Annotated in this window: 18 protein-coding genes; 7 read left to right on the top strand and 11 right to left on the bottom strand. The window is 74.7% G+C overall.

Annotation, left to right across the window (positions count from 1 at the left end; all coding sequences use genetic code 11):
* The first annotated feature begins 82 nt into the window (after positions 1–82).
* Entirely contained in the window at positions 83–505 is a 423-nt protein-coding gene (locus tag AQJ30_RS11365) for a RidA family protein (RefSeq protein WP_067232026.1), read from the top strand.
* Positions 502–1,038: a GNAT family N-acetyltransferase gene (locus AQJ30_RS11360; protein ID WP_067232023.1), complete on the top strand. Its 537-nt coding sequence runs from the start codon at positions 502–504 to the stop codon at positions 1,036–1,038. Before AQJ30_RS11365 ends, AQJ30_RS11360 begins: the two co-directional genes overlap by 4 nt.
* Before the next feature lie 30 nt (positions 1,039–1,068).
* Here AQJ30_RS11360 and AQJ30_RS11355 read toward each other — a convergent pair whose 3' ends face one another.
* The gene (locus tag AQJ30_RS11355; protein ID WP_067232021.1) at positions 1,069–1,851 is read right to left on the bottom strand and encodes a uracil-DNA glycosylase; all 783 of its coding nucleotides are present in this window, start codon (positions 1,849–1,851) and stop codon (positions 1,069–1,071) included.
* 68 nt (positions 1,852–1,919) lie between these two features.
* Here AQJ30_RS11355 and AQJ30_RS11350 point away from each other — a divergent pair, with 68 nt between their 5' ends.
* On the top strand, positions 1,920–2,546 hold the full coding sequence (locus AQJ30_RS11350) for an RNA-binding S4 domain-containing protein (protein WP_067232018.1): 627 nt from the start codon (positions 1,920–1,922) through the stop codon (positions 2,544–2,546).
* A gap of 93 nt (positions 2,547–2,639) precedes the next feature.
* On the opposite strand, the gene AQJ30_RS11345 is transcribed toward AQJ30_RS11350, so the two are convergent.
* From AQJ30_RS11345 to AQJ30_RS11335, 4 genes are all read right to left on the bottom strand, one after another.
* Positions 2,640–3,131 carry a DoxX family protein gene (locus AQJ30_RS11345; protein ID WP_067232017.1) on the bottom strand — a complete coding sequence of 164 codons (492 nt, stop codon included), beginning with the start codon at positions 3,129–3,131 and terminating at the stop codon, positions 2,640–2,642.
* A gap of 61 nt (positions 3,132–3,192) precedes the next feature.
* Positions 3,193–3,876 (bottom strand): class I SAM-dependent methyltransferase, encoded by a 684-nt coding sequence (locus AQJ30_RS11340; protein ID WP_067232686.1) that lies wholly within the window; start codon positions 3,874–3,876, stop codon positions 3,193–3,195.
* Positions 3,877–3,927: 51 nt separating this feature from the next.
* Entirely contained in the window at positions 3,928–4,125 is a 198-nt protein-coding gene (locus AQJ30_RS39950) for a hypothetical protein (protein WP_342671626.1), read from the bottom strand.
* A 5-nt stretch (positions 4,126–4,130) separates the two neighbouring features.
* Positions 4,131–4,535 (bottom strand): acyltransferase domain-containing protein, encoded by a 405-nt coding sequence (locus AQJ30_RS11335; RefSeq protein ID WP_067232015.1) that lies wholly within the window; start codon positions 4,533–4,535, stop codon positions 4,131–4,133.
* A 53-nt stretch (positions 4,536–4,588) separates the two neighbouring features.
* Here AQJ30_RS11335 and AQJ30_RS11330 point away from each other — a divergent pair, with 53 nt between their 5' ends.
* Positions 4,589–4,855 (top strand): DUF6343 family protein, encoded by a 267-nt coding sequence (locus AQJ30_RS11330; RefSeq protein WP_067232013.1) that lies wholly within the window; start codon positions 4,589–4,591, stop codon positions 4,853–4,855.
* A gap of 63 nt (positions 4,856–4,918) precedes the next feature.
* Here the strand turns inward: AQJ30_RS11330 and AQJ30_RS11325 are convergent, their stop codons facing one another.
* The 4 genes from AQJ30_RS11325 to rpsA form a co-directional block, all read right to left on the bottom strand.
* Positions 4,919–5,299, bottom strand: coding sequence for a tetratricopeptide repeat protein (locus tag AQJ30_RS11325; RefSeq protein ID WP_067232011.1), 381 nt, complete (start codon positions 5,297–5,299; stop codon positions 4,919–4,921).
* Between the two features lie 50 nt (positions 5,300–5,349).
* Complete coding sequence (gene coaE / locus AQJ30_RS11320) at positions 5,350–5,997, bottom strand: dephospho-CoA kinase (protein ID WP_067232010.1); 648 nt, start codon at positions 5,995–5,997, stop codon at positions 5,350–5,352.
* A 49-nt stretch (positions 5,998–6,046) separates the two neighbouring features.
* Complete coding sequence (locus AQJ30_RS11315; RefSeq protein WP_067232008.1) at positions 6,047–6,985, bottom strand: PAC2 family protein; 939 nt, start codon at positions 6,983–6,985, stop codon at positions 6,047–6,049.
* Between the two features lie 194 nt (positions 6,986–7,179).
* Positions 7,180–8,676: a 30S ribosomal protein S1 gene (gene rpsA, locus AQJ30_RS11310; protein WP_067232006.1), complete on the bottom strand. Its 1,497-nt coding sequence runs from the start codon at positions 8,674–8,676 to the stop codon at positions 7,180–7,182.
* A 292-nt stretch (positions 8,677–8,968) separates the two neighbouring features.
* Between rpsA and AQJ30_RS11305 the strand changes: the two genes are divergently transcribed.
* Together AQJ30_RS11305 and hrpB are read left to right on the top strand one after the other, a co-directional pair.
* Complete coding sequence (locus AQJ30_RS11305; protein WP_245726890.1) at positions 8,969–9,883, top strand: class I SAM-dependent methyltransferase; 915 nt, start codon at positions 8,969–8,971, stop codon at positions 9,881–9,883.
* A gap of 40 nt (positions 9,884–9,923) precedes the next feature.
* Positions 9,924–12,491, top strand: coding sequence for an ATP-dependent helicase HrpB (hrpB, locus tag AQJ30_RS11300; protein WP_067232679.1), 2,568 nt, complete (start codon positions 9,924–9,926; stop codon positions 12,489–12,491).
* A gap of 132 nt (positions 12,492–12,623) precedes the next feature.
* Here hrpB and AQJ30_RS11295 read toward each other — a convergent pair whose 3' ends face one another.
* Positions 12,624–14,399, bottom strand: coding sequence for a lytic transglycosylase domain-containing protein (locus AQJ30_RS11295; RefSeq protein ID WP_067232003.1), 1,776 nt, complete (start codon positions 14,397–14,399; stop codon positions 12,624–12,626).
* 372 nt (positions 14,400–14,771) lie between these two features.
* Here AQJ30_RS11295 and AQJ30_RS11290 point away from each other — a divergent pair, with 372 nt between their 5' ends.
* On the top strand, positions 14,772–15,758 hold the full coding sequence (locus AQJ30_RS11290; protein ID WP_079083970.1) for a DUF4184 family protein: 987 nt from the start codon (positions 14,772–14,774) through the stop codon (positions 15,756–15,758).
* Here AQJ30_RS11290 and AQJ30_RS11285 read toward each other — a convergent pair.
* Positions 15,724–16,092, bottom strand: a complete 369-nt coding sequence (locus AQJ30_RS11285) for a hypothetical protein (RefSeq protein WP_159052317.1) — start codon at positions 16,090–16,092, stop codon at positions 15,724–15,726. The two genes, AQJ30_RS11290 and AQJ30_RS11285, sit on opposite strands and share 35 nt — an antisense overlap.
* Between the last annotated feature and the right edge of the window lie 156 nt (positions 16,093–16,248).

Here is a 16,248-nt window from a genome sequence, read left to right as displayed (position 1 = left end):
CCCGCCGTCAACCGTCCTACGCCGTGCCCGGCCTCGGCGAGAGCCCCGGCACCGCCCGTCCCAGCCCTCAGGAGTGAGCCCCTTGATCCAGCGCGTCACCGTCCCGGGTCTCTTCCCTCCGCCCCGCTACTCGCACGCGTCCGTGGTCGAGGCCGGGACCAAGCTGGCCTTCCTGGCCGGGTCGGTTCCGCTCGACGCCGACGGGAAGCTGGTCGGCGCCGGGGATCCCGTCCGGCAGGCCGAGCAGGTCATCGCCAACCTGCGCGAGCAACTGGGGGCCGTCGGCAGCGACCTGGAGCACGTGCTCGCCACCGAGGTGTACGTGGTGAGCAGCGAGACCGCCGCCCTGTCCGCCGTGTGGGACGTGGTCGTGGCGTCCGGACTCAGCGCCGGCCCGCACGCCTCGACGCTCCTCGGTGTGGCCTGCCTCGGCTATCCCGGGCAGCTGGTCGAGATCACGGCCACCGCCGCTGTACCGGTGGAGGACGGCGGTGCGGGCGCGTGAGGACCGACTCCCCGGTCACCCTGCGCCGCGCCACCGCGGCCGACGCCCCCGCCGTCGCGGACGTCTACCTGCGGTCCTTCGCCGCCGCCCTGCCCACCGTGGTGCGGCCCCGGACCGACGACGAGGTGCGCGCCTACATCCGGGACGTCGTCGTCCCCCACCGGGACACCTGGGTCGCCGTGCACACCGGCGGCCACGGCGGCACGAGCGGCAACGGCAACGGCAACGGCAACGGCAACGGTGGCAGCAGCAGCGATCACGGCAGCGGTGAGGTCGTGGGGCTCATGGTGCTCGACGGCGAGGTGCTGTCGCAGCTCTACCTCGCCCCCGAGTGGCGGGGGCGCGGCATCGGCGACCGCTTCGTCTCCCTGGCCCAGGAGCGCAGCCCGCGCGGGCTGACCCTGTGGACCTTCCAGGTCAACGAGCCCGCGCACCGCTTCTACGAACGCCACGGCTTCACCGCCGTCGAGTTCACGGACGGCAGCGGCAACGAGGAGCGGGAGCCGGACGTGCGGTACGTGTGGCGCCCCTGAGCGGACGGCACCCGGCGGCCCCTGTCGGCGTCACGGCAGCAGCCCCGCCGTGGTCGCCGCCGTCCGCAGGACCTCGCGGAGCATCTCGGGGGTGAGGCGGCCGGTGAAGGTGTTGCGCTGGCTGACGTGGAAGCAGCCGAAGAGGTCGAGCGGGGCGGCAGCGTCGGCCGGAGCCACGGGCGAGACCTCCGGTGAGGCCCCCGCCGGGGCTGCCGTCGGGGCTGCCGTCGGGTCCAGCGTCACCCGGACCCCGTGGCCGAAGGCCGGGCGGGGCCTCGGCACGGTCCAGCCCGCCTCGGCGAACGCCGGCAGCGCGGCCTGCCAGCCGAACGCGCCCAGCACGACCACCGCCCGCACGGTCGGCCGCAGCAGCCGCAGCTCCTGCACCAGCCAGGAGCGGCAGGTGTCCCGTTCCGTCGGGGTCGGCTTGTTCTCGGGCGGCGCGCAGTGCACCGGTGAGGTGATCCGGACGCCGTACAGCTCCAGTCCGTCGTCCACGGTGACCGCCTCCGGCTGGGAGGCGAGACCCACGTCGTACAGCGCCCGGTACAGCACGTCGCCCGATCGGTCGCCGGTGAACATCCGGCCCGTGCGGTTGCCGCCGTGCGCGGCCGGGGCGAGCCCGAGGACCAGCAGCCGGGCGTCGTCCGGCCCGAAGCCCGGCACCGGGCGCCCCCAGTACGTCCAGTCGGCGAAGGCGGCCCGCTTGACCCGGGCGACCTCCTCCCGCCAGGCGACCAGCCGGGGGCACGCGCGGCAACCGGAGATGCGGTGGTCGAGGTCGGCGAGACCGGCGGGGTCCTGGGTGCTCATGCCCCCACGGTAGGCCGGGAGCGAAAACGGTTCCGGGTCGCGTGGGGCGAGCGGTTATCGTCGGGTACATGGTTGCTGAAGGCGCGGAGCAGGAGACGACGGGCACGGCCGGCGGGACGTCCGCCGAGCGCCCGCCCGCCGTCGCGGAGGGCTCGGCGCCGGACCCGAAGACCGCCGCGGCGGTGGCCGCCGCCGAGGCGGCCGGACCGGCGGCCGGAGAGTCCGTGCGCATCGACAGCTGGATCTGGTCGGTCCGGCTGGTCAAGACCCGTTCCCAGGGCGCCACCGCCTGCCGGGGCGGGCACGTCCGGGTGAACGGGGAGCGGGTGAAGCCCGCCTACTCCGTCCGTATCGGCGACGAGGTGCGCGTGCGCCAGGAATACCGGGAGCGGGTCGTGATCGTCACCCGCCTCATCCGCAAGCGGGTCGGTGCGCCGGTCGCCGCGCAGTGCTACATCGACAACAGTCCGCCGCCCCCGCCCCGCGAGGCGATCGCGCCGGCCGGCATCCGGGACCGTGGCGCGGGCCGCCCCACCAAGCGCGACCGCCGCGAGATGGAACGGCTGCGGGCCCTGCGCGGCCTGAGCGGCACCCCCGGCGTCATCCCCGGCAAGGGCCCTGCTCAAGGCCCTGGCCAGGGCTTCGGTCAGGGCTCCGGTCGGGGCTCCGGCCCTGGTCGCCCCGGTCCGCGCTGACCCTCACCGGGCCGACGCCGACCGAACCGACCGGCCTGATCCCGCCGCCGCCCCAGGCTCCCCGCGGCCCCAGGCTCCCACGGCCCGCGCGGCTCACTCCCCGCCACGGACCAGACGCAGCAGCTCGGCGTTGCGGTCGCGCCGCGCCCAGGCGATCAGTGCCAGCGGGACGATCAGGACGAGGGGCGTGGCCGCGTTCTCCCCGTCGAAGGCCGTGAGCTGGACGACGAACGCGCCCACCATCAGCCCGCTGAGGGCGATCGCCGCGACCGACTGGAGCACCGGCACCAACAGCGCGACGGCACCGGCCAGTTCGAGGGCGCCGACGGTGTACATCCCCGCCGTCCCCCAGCCCAGCTCGTCGAAGGCCTCGACGGCCGCCGGGAGGGCGATCAGCTTCGGCAGCGCGCTGGCGATCGCGTAGAACAGGGCGAGCAGCACCTGGAGCCCGCGCAGCGCCATCCGGGCGCGACGGCGCCGGGCGGTCAGGGTCACCGGCTCGGCGACGGCGGCGCCGGGCCCGGCCGGGGACGCGAGGGAGGCGGTGGGGGCGGCGCCGGCGACGGAAGCGGTGGTCTCGGACATAAGGGTCTCCTGGGGGAAGCGGTCCATCGTGCTGTCACCCGGATAGACCCCGCCCGCGTCCCTAAGTCATCGGTACCGCCCGGACCCATGTCCGGTCCTCGGTGAGGTAGCGGTCGACTCGCAACCCCTCCTCCCCGAGGGCGCGTTCGAACTGCTCCCGGGTCAGGGGGCGGGAGAGGAACGTCTGGGTCCAGACCGCGTCCGGGAACGCGTACTCGGCGTGCACCGAGTGCACCCCGTCGCCGACCGGGTCGGCCGACAGGATCCGTACCGTGAAGCCGCTGGGATCGACGCGTTCCCGCGGCAGGTCGGTGTGGTAGTCCTCCCCCTCGCGCTGGATGAGGACGCAGCCGCCCGGCGCCACGTGCCGGACGCAGGTGCGCAGCAGGCCGCGGCGGACGTCCTCGTCGCCCGCGTGGACGAGGAACGACCCGAGCATCACCGCGTCGAACGTCTCGTCGCCGAGGTCGAGGGTCTCGATGGGGCTGCATATCGTGCGGGCCCCCCGGACGCGCTCCAGCATCTGCGGCGACTCGTCCACCGCCGTGACAGTGAACCCGCGCTCCAGCAGGGCGTGGGTCACCCGGCCCGCCCCGCTGCCCAGTTCCAGGATGTGCGCTCCCGCGGGCACCGCTTCAGCGACGATGTCCGGCTCGGCGCCCACGGGCAGCCGTGAGTAGAGCTCGACCGCGCAGCCGTCGGGTGTGATCGCACCGGGTCCGGTGCCTTCGTATCCGTCTCGCAGTTTCGGCGTCATGTCCGTCCAACGGCCGGTCCCCGCCCGGCCGTTCCTCCGTCACGCAGGTTCACTCGTTCGAGTCCCCTCCTCTTCCCACGGGAACCAGCCGTGCCCCACGTACCAGTGCCCTCCGTCCCCGAGGTGGTCCACGAGCGCCCGTTCCAGCCACGTCCGGCGCGGCAGCCGGTCCAGGGGGACATCCGTGGTGCCGAAGACGTAGCGCACCGGAGCCGTGTCGTCCGGCTCCTCGGGCAGGTGGCTCAGCCGGAATTGCTCCTGGAACCGGACGATGTGCGGCCGGGGCCGTGCCGGCGGCGGTGCACGGCCACGCCGCGGCCCACGTCGGCGAGGGTGTGGCGGCTGACCTCCTCGGGCACGCCCAGGGCGCGGTGGTACGCGCGCACGTACAGGAGGGCAGCCGCGAAGACGTACAGCGGGAAGTGGCGCGCCGTGGCCGCGCAGCTCCCCGGGTACGCCGGCAGGTCGACCGGTGCGCGGACCTCGCCCATGTCCCGCACGAGCAGCGCCACGGACCGCTCCAGGCAGGCCAGTGCCCGCGGGTCGTCGCTCACCCGGCGGCTGAGCCGGACCGCCGTGTCGATGTCCTCGTGCGGCACGGCGAGGTCGAGCAGGGCCCCGGCCGGCTCGTCGGGCTCCGGCAGCACGTGCGACCCCTTCCGCCAGTGGGTACGTGTCTCGGTGAGGAGTGGAGCACCTGATGCGTACGGGCAGCGAACCGAGGACGGCGCGCAGCGCGCTGCGGGCGCGGCTCTGGCTGTGTCTGTGGGGGCTCGCCTGGTCGGTCTTCGGCACGGCGGCGTTCGCGCTCGCCGGGCGTCCGGGGTGGGCGGCCGCGTGCGGGGTGCTGTGGCTGGTGATCACGGTGGACCTGACGCGCGTCCTGCGGCACATCCGGCAGGGCCCGCACTACCAGCCCGGCCCGGACGTCCCGCCGTACCGCCCGCCGGAGCAGCGTCCGCGCTGAGGGCTCCCGGTGCCGCGTCGCAGGGACAGCAGCAGGAACGCCCCCCACGGCGCCGCCTTCGCCTCACGTGTCGAAGCGGGCGGCCTTCAGGTGGCGCGGGTTGGGGTCCAGCGCGGCGGCCAGCCGGAAGTGGCGCTTGGCCTGGTCGTCACGGCCCTGCCGCTCGTAGGTGCGGCCGAGGGCGTAGTGGGCGTAGGCGTTGTCCGGTTCCCGCTCCAGGACGACCGTGAACTCCAGCTCCGCGGGTCGCAGTTGCGCGGCGGCGAAGAACGCACGCGCGCGCAGCAGCCGGGCGGCGGTGTTCTCGGGGTGGGCGGCGATGACACCGTCGAGCAGCTTCACCGCGCCCCGCGGGTCGCGCGCGGCGAGCAGTTGCTCGGCGGCGCGGAAGTCGATGACGTGCGTCTCCGGAGTGCGTCCGGTCGAACCGCTGGTTTCGGGCACGGCGAATTCCTTCCCTCGCTGAGGAGGTTCAACGCCCGGTCCGAGTACCCCTATTCCCCGGCCTGCCCGGCGTGTCCGGCCTTCCCGGCCGTCTCCCGCGCGGCCCGCGCCCGGCGGACCAGTTCCGCCCACACCTCGCGCACGCGTCGGTGCAGGTCTGCGAGCGGTACGTCGTTGTCGACCACGATGTCCGCGATGGCGCGGCGCTGCTCGCGGGTCGCCTGCGCGGCCATCCGCGCGCGGGCGTCCTCCTCGCTCATGCCGCGCAGCCGGACCAGCCGGTCGAGCTGGGTCTCGGGCGCGGCGTCGACGACGACCACGAGGTCGTAGAGCGGGGCCAGGCCGTTCTCCGTGAGGAGCGGGACGTCGTGGACGACGACGGCGTCCTCGGGGGCACCCTCCTCCAGCGCGCGGGAGCGGGCGCCGACCAGGGGGTGGACGATCGAGTTGAGCAGCGCCAGCTTCTCCGGGTCGGCGAAGACGACGGAGCCCAGCTTGGGGCGGTCCAGACGGCCCTCCGGGGTCAGCACGTCCTCACCGAACGCCTCGACGACGGCCGCGAGGCCGGGCGTGCCGGGCTCGACGACCTCACGCGCGATGCGGTCCGCGTCGATCAGCACGGCACCGCACTCGACCAGCAGCCGCGACACCTCGCTCTTGCCGGCGCCGATCCCGCCGGTCAGGCCCACCTTCAGCATGAACGGAAGCCTAGACGCACCAGCGGGAGAGCCGTACGGAAGGTGTCGCTCACCCGTCCCCTTCGCGCTCCGCCAGGAACCGCTCGAACTCCTGCCCGATCTCGTCCGCCGACGGGATGTCCACCGGCTCGGCGAGCATGTTGCCGCGGGTCTCGGCGCCCGCGACGGCGTCGTACTGGTGCTCCAGGCCCTCGACGAGGGCGGTGAGCTCCTCGTCGCCCTCGCGGATCTGTCGGTCGATCTCGGTCTGGGTGCGGTGCGCGTCGGTGCGCAGCGCGTGGGCGACGCCCGGCAGCACCAGTCCGGTGGCGGCCGTGATGGCCTCCAGGACGGTGAGGGCGGCGTCCGGGTAGGCGGAGCGCGCGATGTAGTGCGGCACGTGCGCGGCGACGCCCAGGACGTCGTGGCCGGCCTCCATGAGGCGGTACTCGACGAGCGCCTCGGCGCTGCCGGGCACCTGGGCCTCGTCGAAGGGGCTGCGGTGGCCGGGGATCAGGTCGGTGCGGTTGCCGTGCGGCGTGAGGCCCACCGGGCGGGTGTGCGGGACGCCCATGGGGATGCCGTGGAAGTTCACCGAGATGCGGACGCCGAGGCGCTCCACGATCTGCCGCACGGCGGCGGCGAAGCGCTCCCACTCGACGTCGGGCTCGGGGCCGGACAGCAGCAGGAAGGGCGCCCCGGTGGTGTCCTGGACGAGGCGGACCTCGATGGCCGGGTCCTCGTACTCGGTCCAGCGGTCGCGCCGGAAGGTGAGCAGGGGACGGCGGGCGCGGTAGTCCACCAGGCGATCGTGGTCGAAGCGTGCGACGAGCTGGTGGGGCAGCGTGTCGAGGAGCCGGTCGACGATCTGGTCGCCGGTCTCACCCGCGTCGATGTAGCCGTCGAAGTGGTAGAGCATGACAAGGCCGGCGGACTCCTGGGCGAGCGCCATGTCGACGACGGCCAGGCCCTTCGGTTCCCACGTGTACAAACCCTGCGGATCAAGCACAGTGACCGCTCCTCCTCGTGTTCCCCTTCGACAACGCCCTTGCGGGCGGGGGCATTCCCCGGGGAGGGACGTGGGACGGCCTGATCGTCCCGGCGCGCCGGGAGGCCGTGAGCGCGTGCCGGCACGGCTGAGGGGCCGTACCCCGGAAGGTACGGCCCCTCAGTCAGGAGCTACTGCTCAGAGTGAGCGTGGGCTCAGCTCTGGCCGCCCGCGAGCTTCTCGCGGAGCGCGGCGAGCGCCTCGTCCGAGGCCAGGGCACCGGAGGTGTCCGCACCCTCGGAGGAGTACGAACCGCCACCCGCGGCCGGGGCCGCACCGGCGGAGTCGCCACCCTCGGCGGCAGCGGCAGCGTCGGCCTCGCGGCTCTTGATGACCTGCTGCTGGTGCTGCTCGAAGCGGGTCTGCGCCTCGGCGTACTGGCGCTCCCACTCCTCGCGCTGCTTCTCGTAGCCCTCGAGCCAGTCGTTGGTCTCGGGGTCGAAGCCCTCGGGGTAGATGTAGTTGCCCTGGTCGTCGTACGACGCGGCCATGCCGTACAGCGTCGGGTCGAACTCGACCGAGGCCGGGTCCGAACCGAAGGACTCGTTGGCCTGCTTCAGCGAGAGGCTGATGCGACGGCGCTCGAGGTCGATGTCGATGACCTTGACGAAGATCTCGTCGTTGACCTGGACGACCTGCTCCGGGATCTCCACGTGGCGCTCGGCCAGCTCGGAGATGTGGACCAGACCCTCGATGCCCTCGTCCACGCGGACGAACGCACCGAACGGAACCAGCTTCGTGACCTTGCCGGGCACGACCTGGCCGATCTGGTGGGTGCGGGCGAACTGCTGCCACGGGTCTTCCTGGGTCGCCTTCAGCGACAGGGAGACGCGCTCGCGGTCCATGTCGACGTCGAGGACCTCGACCGTGACCTCCTGGCCGACCTCGACGACCTCGGAGGGGTGGTCGATGTGCTTCCAGGAGAGCTCGGAGACGTGGACCAGACCGTCGACGCCACCCAGGTCCACGAAGGCACCGAAGTTGACGATCGAGGAGACCACGCCGGAGCGGACCTGACCCTTCTGCAGGGTCGTGAGGAAGGTCTGGCGGACCTCGGACTGGGTCTGCTCGAGCCAGGCACGGCGGGACAGGACCACGTTGTTGCGGTTCTTGTCCAGCTCGATGATCTTGGCCTCGAGCTCCTTGCCCACGTAGGGCTGGAGGTCGCGGACACGGCGCATCTCGACCAGGGAGGCCGGGAGGAAGCCGCGGAGGCCGATGTCGAGGATGAGACCACCCTTGACGACCTCGATGACGGTACCGGTGACGATGCCGTCCTCTTCCTTGATCTTCTCGATGGTGCCCCAGGCACGCTCGTACTGGGCGCGCTTCTTCGAGAGGATCAGGCGGCCTTCCTTGTCCTCCTTCTGGAGGACCAGGGCCTCGATCTCGTCACCGACGGCGACGACCTCGTTCGGGTCGACGTCGTGCTTGATCGAGAGCTCGCGGCTCGGGATGACACCTTCGGTCTTGTAACCGATGTCGAGCAGGACCTCGTCCCGGTCGACCTTCACGATGACGCCGTCGACGATGTCGCCGTCGTTGAAGTACTTGATCGTCTCGTCGATCGCGGCGAGGAAGGCTTCCTCGTTACCGATGTCGTTGACCGCTACCTGCGGGGTGGTGGCGGTGGTCTCGGTGCTGCTCGTCATGTGGGAAAGGGCTCCGGTACGGACATTGAGTCGTAGGTACTGCTTACGCCGGGAGCCCGTTTCGCTCTGCAGAAGCCGGACAGCCAAGGAAGCGCCCCACCGGAACCGGTGATGGCGCCTCGACAACCGAGGGGACATACAACAGATGCGAGCGCGACCTGCTACGTCTGAGGTGCGCAGGCCCGCAGCGCAACTTGTAGCATACGGGGGCAGCCGGGCAGGGTCAATGCGCGAAGCCGCCCACGGGGGGCGAACGCCGCATACCCGGCACACAACCTGTCCCTCCGAGGCCATGAGGGCCGCGCGGGGAACCGCGCGCGTCGCCGTGCGCGGACACCGCCGGGACGGGGTTGGACGGAAGAGTACGACGAGGGAGCCGATCATCCAAGAGCCCGTATCGTCCGAGTCCACCGCGCCCGAGCCGGAGGCCACCCGGCGTGACGCCGACGTGGCGGAGAGCTCCCGGGCCAACCGCGGCTGGTGGGACCGCAACGCGGACGAGTACCAGACCGAACACGGCACGTTCCTCGGCGACGACCGCTTCGTGTGGGGCCCCGAGGGCCTGGACGAGGTCGAGGCCGAGCTGCTCGGCCCGCCGGATGAGCTCAAGGGCCGGGACGTCCTGGAGATCGGGGCCGGCGCCGCCCAGTGCTCGCGCTGGCTGGCCGCGCAGGGCGCCCGCCCGGTCGCCCTGGACATCTCCCACCGCCAGCTCCAGCACGCGCTGCGCATCGGCGGGACGATCCCGCTGGTGTGCGCCGACGCCGGCGCGCTGCCGTTCGCGGACGCCTCCTTCGACCTGGCGTGCTCGGCGTACGGCGCGCTGCCGTTCGTGGCGGACCCGCGGCAGGTGCTGCGCGAGGTGCACCGGGTGCTGCGCCCGGGCGGCCGTCTCGTGTTCTCCGTGACGCACCCGATCCGCTGGGCGTTCCCCGACGAGCCCGGCCCCGAGGGGCTGGGCGTGTCCGCGTCGTACTTCGACCGCACGCCGTACGTCGAGCAGGACGACGAGGGGCGGGCGGTGTACGTCGAGCACCACCGCACGCTCGGCGACCGCGTGCGGGACGTGGTGTCGTCCGGCTTCCGCCTGGTGGACCTGGTGGAGCCGGAGTGGCCGTCGTGGAACACCTCGGAGTGGGGCGGCTGGTCGCCGCTGCGCGGCGCGCTCATCCCGGGGACGGCGATCTTCGTGTGCGTGCGGGACTGAGGTCATGGCCGGGGGTACGACGGAGGGCACGACCGGGGGCGTGATCCGCCACGACGCGCTGGACGCCCTTCCGGTGCGCGCGGCCCTGCCGGGGCTGGTCGCCGCGCTGGACGGGCCCGGCACCGCGGTGCTCGTGGCGCCGCCCGGCACGGGCAAGACGACGCTGGTGCCGCTGGCCCTGGCCGGGCTGCTCGGCGAGGGCCCGGCGCGGCGGGTGGTCGTAGCGGAGCCGCGCCGGATCGCCGCGCGGGCCGCGGCGCGCCGGATGGCGTGGCTGCTGGGCGAGCGGACCGGCGGGAGCGTCGGGTACACGGTGCGAGGCGAGCGGGTCGTGGGGCGGCACACGCGCGTGGAGGTCGTCACGACCGGTGTGCTGCTCCAGCGCCTGCAGCGCGACCCGGAGCTGGCGGGCGTGGACGTGGTGGTGCTGGACGAGTGCCACGAGCGGCACCTGGACGCGGACACGGCGGCGGCGTTCCTGTGGGACGTGCGCGGGACGCTGCGCCCGGAGCTGCGGCTGGTGGCCGCCTCCGCCACGACCGACGCCGAGGGCTGGGCGCGGCTGCTGGGCGGTGCGCCGGTGATCGAGGCGGAGGGCACCGCCCATCCCGTCGAGGTGGTCTGGGCGCCGCCCCCGCGCGCGGTGCGGCCGCCGCACGGCCTGCGCGTGGATCCCGCGCTGCTCGCCCACGTGGCGTCGGTGGTGCGGCGGGCGCTGGCCGAGCGGTCCGGGGACGTGCTGTGCTTCCTGCCGGGCGTCGGCGAGATCACGCGCGTCGCCGCGCAGCTGGGTGCTGCGCCGGCTCAGGGTGACCTGGGGGACGTCGAGGTGCTCCAGGTGCACGGGCGGGCGCCGGCCGCCGTGCAGGACGCGGTGCTGGCGCCCGGTGCGCGGCGCCGGGTGGTGCTGGCCACGTCGGTCGCGGAGTCGTCGTTGACGGTGCCCGGGGTGCGGGTGGTCGTCGACTCGGGGCTGGCCCGTGAGCCGCGGGTGGACCACGCGCGCGGGCTGAGCGCGCTGACGACCGTACGGGCCTCCCGGGCCGCCGGCCGGCAGCGGGCGGGGCGGGCCGGGCGCGAGGCGCCGGGCGCGGTGTACCGGTGCTGGACGGAGGCCGAGGACGCGCGGCTGCCGTTGTTCCCCTCGCCGGAGATCAAGGTGGCCGACCTGACGTCGTTCGCCCTCCAGGCGGCCTGCTGGGGCGATCCGGACGCGTCCGGCCTGGCACTGCTCGACCCACCGCCGGGCGGGGCGATGGCGGCGGCGCGGGCGGTGCTGACGGCGATCGGGGCGGTCGACGCGGACGGGCGCGCCACGGAGCGGGGCGGGCGGCTGGCGCGGCTCGGGCTGCACCCCCGGCTGGGCCGGGCGCTGCTCGACACCTCGGGCGGGGGCACCTCGGGCGAGGGCACCTCCGGCGTGGGCGCGGAGGTCGTCGCGTTGCTCAGCGAGGAGGCGCCCCGGGAGTACGGGAACGACCTGGTGTCGGCGGTGCGTGCCGCGCGGCACGGGGGTGACGCCTACGCCCAGCGGTGGCGGGCGGAGGTCCGGCGGCTGCGGGGCCTCGCATCGGAGGGTTCGGCGCACCCGCCCGCCCGTGACGCCGGGTCCCCCGGAGGCGGGGCCGGGGCCGGTGACGACCGGATCGCCGGGCGGGTCGCCGCGCTCGCGTTCCCGGAGCGGGTCGCCCGGCTCGACGGCGGGTCGTACCTGATGGTCTCCGGGACGCGGGCCGAGCTCGCCGAGGGGTCCGCGCTGCGCGGGGCGCCGTGGATCGCCGTCGCCGTCGCCGACCGGCCCGTCGGGCGCGGGCACGCACGCGTACAGCTCGGGGCCGCGATCGACGAGGACGTCGCACGGCTCGCCGCCGGGGCGCTGGCCGAGGAGGCCGAGGAGGTCCGCTGGGCCGACGGGGACGTCGTCGCCCGGCGGGTCGAACGGCTCGGGGCGGTCGAGCTGGCCGTGCGGCCGTTGAAGGACGCCGACCCCGCGCTCGTGCGCGGGGCGCTGCTGGAGGGGCTGCGGCAGGAGGGGCTCGGCCTGCTGCGGTGGACGCCCGACGCCCTGGTGCTGCGGCAGCGGCTCGCCTTCCTGCGGCTGCACCTCGGCCCGCCGTGGCCCGACGTGTCCGACGAGGCGCTCCACGCACGCGTGGACGAGTGGCTGGAGCCGGAGCTCGGCCGGGCCCGCCGCCGCGCCGACCTCGCCCGGATCGACGCCGGGCAGGCCCTCGGGCGGCTGCTGCCCTGGGCCACCGGGGAGGCCGCGCGCCTCGACGAGCTGGCGCCCGAGCGGGTCGCCGTGCCGAGCGGCTCCCGGATCCGCGTCGACTACGCCGACCCTGAGCGGCCGGTGCTCGCGGTGAAGCTGCAGGAGATGTTCGGGCTGACCGAGACGCCCCGGGTGGCCGGGGTGCCGCTGCTGGTGCACCTGCTGTCCCCCGCCGGGCGGCCGGCGGCCGTCACCGCCGACCTCGCGTCCTTCTGGAAGGACGGCTACCGGGGCGTACGGGCGGAGCTGCGCGGCCGCTACCCCAAGCACCCCTGGCCGGAGGACCCGGCCACCGCGGAGCCGACCCGGCACACTTCGGCACGCCTCAGGCGCTGACCGGGCCCCGCCGGCACCGAAGGGCACGGCGCGGTCGTACGGGACGGGCACCGTCCTGGCGGCGCTACGACAGCGGCGGCGCCCCCCGGCTCGGGGGCGCCGCCCTTGCTGATCCGTCCGTGGCCGCGGGGACTACGCGCTCGGGCTCTCCGACGCGGCGGGGCTCTGCGCCGGGCTCGGGCTGTCCGACGGGGTCGGGGTCGACGACGCGGGCGCCGTGACGGTCAGTTCGACCGTGAGGGTCGCGCCGCCCGTGGTGGTGACCCGCAGCACGAAGGTGCCGGTGGTGTCGTCCGCGAACAGCTCGGGCAGCTTCAGCAGGCCGTTCGCGTCCGTCTCCAGGCCGGTGAGGGCGCGTACCGGCTTGCCGGAGGCGTCCTTGAAGTAGGGGCCCTTGTCGGCGGCGGCGGTGGCATCGGCCGACGCAAGGAGCGTGGCGGTGGCCGCGACCTTGCCGGCGGCGACGCCCTTGTACGTGGCCTTCACCTCGACCCGGTCGGCGAACGCGCCGCCCGCGGTGCAGGTCAGCGCGGCGTCGCCGGTGCGGGTGAGGGCGTCGGCGGCCCGCGCGGTGACCGTGGCCTTGTAGTCGACGGCGGTGACCGCCCGGCCGACCAGCAGGGCGCGGACGGTGAAGTCCCCGGTCTTCTCGCCGGCCCGCAGCGCGGGGGCGAGCGCGACGCCCTTGGCGTCGGTGACGACCGTGGCGTGCGACTCGCCGCCGGCGAAGGTGGCGTCCGTGTCGCCGACGATCGTGAAGCGGATGCGCACCTTGGCGACCGGCTTGCCGGCCGAGGTCTCGGCGCGGGTGCTGATCCGGTCGGTGAAGGTGTCGCCCGCCCGGGCGCTCAGCGTGGCCGTGCCCGCGTCCTCGAGGTGGGCGACCGTGTCGGTCGGCGTCGGCGTCGGGGTCGGCGTGGGCGTGGGGGTGGGCTTCGACGGGGTGCTCGGGGTGCCGGGCTTGGACGGCGTGGCCGGGGTCGACGGCTTGGTGGTGCCGCCGGGCTTCGACGGCCTCGGGGCCGGCGACGGGGTGACGGGCACCGACGGCGACATCGGGGTCTCGTGGTCGTCGCTGCGGTTGCCGGGCAGGGAGCCCGAGCCGTCCGGGATCTCGTGGGTGCCCCTGCGGTAGAACTCCATCCACGAGCGGACGGTGTGCAGGTAGTCCTGCGAGTAGTTGTAACTGAGGATGGCCTTCTTCAGGTCGGCCTCGACGGACAGGTCCCAGCCGTTGCGGCACAGGTAGTGGCCGGCGGCGAGCGCGGCGTCGTAGACGTTGTTGGGGTCAGCCTTGCCGTCGGCGTTGCCGTCGCGGCCCGCCCATGCCCAGGTGGACGGGATGAACTGCAGGGGACCGATGGCGCGGTCGTAGGTGGCGTCGCCGTCGTAGGCACCGTGGTCGGTGTCCTTGATGTGCGCGAATCCGACGCCGTTGAGGACCGGGCCGAGGATCGGCGACACGGTGGTGCCGTCGGCGGTGACGCGGCCGCCGCGGGCCTGACCCGACTCCACCTGGCCGATGGCGGCGAGCAGTTGCCAGGGCAGGTTGCAGCCGGGCTTGGAGGCGGCGAGTTCGGACGCGGCCCTCTGGTAGGCGTCCAGGACGGTCGCGGGGATGCCGGCCTGGGAGGTGCCCGTGCCGGGCGTCGGGCCGACGGTCGTACTGGGCACGGGTGTCGGGCTGTTCAGCGGCGGCAGGTCCGTGTAGTACGGCGAGTTGCCCGTCGCGCCCGGGTCGGCGGCGGTCGGGTCCGGGGTGCCCTGCGCGTCGGCGGCGGACTGTCTCTCCTGGCCGTCCGCGACGACCTCAGGAGCCTGGGACGCGGACAGTGCCGCGACCGCCGCTGCGGCCACGGCGGTGGTGACCGCCCCCTTGCGCAGTCGCCTGCCGATGTGCGCCGCCATGTGGTGAACCCCTCCCGTGGACGCCCGGGCGCCCGTCTCCGTCTGCCGTCGTGGTCGCGTTCCGTACCGGCCGGTGGTGACCGCTGGTGTGCCGGACGGTGTTCGTTCGTCAGGTGTGACGACCGAGCGGCCCGACCGGTTGCCCCCGGGTGCGCGGTGCGGTGGTCTGCGGTGGTCTGTTCGGTTGTCCGAGCGCGCCGAACGGCACGGCGCCCAGGCGACCCTACGACAACTTCTTTTGCACCGGCACCCGTTCGCGCCCGCTTTTCACCGGTCGTCCACGTCCCGTCTGCGCGCGGACGGGGTCCCGCATACTGGAAGGAGTCGATCTTCGCGTCGGCCGTCCGTCGACGTCCTGTCCGGGGAGCCCCGTTGCCGTTCACCCTCAGTCATGCCGCGGCGGTGCTCCCCGCGGTCCGCGCGGACGGGTCCGGGCGGGCGCGGCTGGTGCCGGCGGTCCTCGTCGCGGGCTCGTTCGCGCCGGACATGACCTATTACGCGGCGAGTGCCGTCCCCGGCGGCATGGAGTTCGGCGCGGTCACGCACTCCCTCCCCGGCGTCTTCACGGTCGACGTGCTGATCGCCTGGCTGCTGGTGGGCCTGTGGCTGCTGGTGCGCGAGCCGCTGGTGGCGCTGCTGCCCCGGGCCCGGCAGGGGCGGCCCGCCGCGCTCACCCGCTGCGGCGCGCCCCGCGCGCGCGTTCGTCCGTCGCTGCTGCTGCGCTGGTACGCGTGCGCGGTGCTCGGCGCGCTGACCCACGTCTTCTGGGACGCGTTCACGCACCACGACCGGTGGGGCGTGCGGCTGTTCCCCGTGCTCGACACCCAGGTGGCCGGCTCACCGCTGTACTGGTACCTCCAGTACGGCGGCTCGGCCCTGGCCGCCCTGGTGATCGCCGCGTTCGTCACCCGTGCCCTACGGCGCTCCCCCGCGGGCGGACCCGTGGGGGTGCCGGCGCTGTCGGCGCGCGAGCGGTGGGGGGCGCTCGCACTGATCGGCGGCTGCGCGCTGGTCGCCGCGGTGCGGCGGGCCGCGGGGTGGTGGGACCACTGGGGCCCGCGGGCCGAGCCGTGGGAGCTCGTCCCGACGGTGTGCTTCGGGGCGGGCGCGGGGCTGGTGGTGGGGGTCGTGCTGTACGCCGGGGTGGTGCGCGTGCGTGGGCGTGTCCTGACGCGCCTGCGGGTGCGGCGTCCGGCCGCCCGGAGCGGTGGGGCGGGTGGTGCGACCGGTGCGACTGGTGCGGGCGCGGGTGCGCTCGGGCGGGCGGACGGGGCGTCGGCGTCCCAGGGGTCCGAGGGCTCCGGGATCTCCGGCGGCTCCGGGGTCAGCGGGGAGCGGAGCCGTCCGGGCGTTCGGTGAGCGACGCGGGGGCCGGCGCGGGGGTGAGGACGATCCTGAAGGTGCGGCGGGGTCTCGGGAGCCGCTCGAGGGTGGTCAGCGCCAGGTCCAGGTAGCCGCGGGTCACCTGCCAGGCCGTGCTGTCCCACAGGCGGGTCAGGCCCCGGCGGGCGGGCGCGACGGCGTCGCGCAGGGCCGTGCGGGCGGTGCGGGGGACCCGGGGACTCGCGGCGCCGGGGGCGCGGGCGGGGACCGTCGCGGAGGGCGGTGTGTCGGGCTTGACCTGCGTCTTTGCGGCGGACGTGGCATCAACGCGTGCGTGTGCCGTCCGGCGGTGGAGCATGCGTATACCCATGGCGGCATCCTGGCGCCGCGGGGGTGGCGAGGCGCTCTGTCGGGGGCCACGCGGGTGAGGGCGGGGCGCCGGGACGCGCGGCCCGCGGGTGGGAGCGGGGGCGGGACGCCGGGCGCGGACCCGGGTGAGGACGAGGCGGGACGCCGGGGCGCGGAC

The sequence above is a fragment of the Streptomyces longwoodensis genome (assembly GCF_001514125.1).
GTDB classification, from domain to species: Bacteria; Actinomycetota; Actinomycetes; order Streptomycetales; family Streptomycetaceae; genus Streptomyces; species Streptomyces longwoodensis.
The sequence above is the reverse complement of the archived record's forward strand: the minus strand, read 5'-3'. Positions and strand labels throughout refer to the sequence as shown.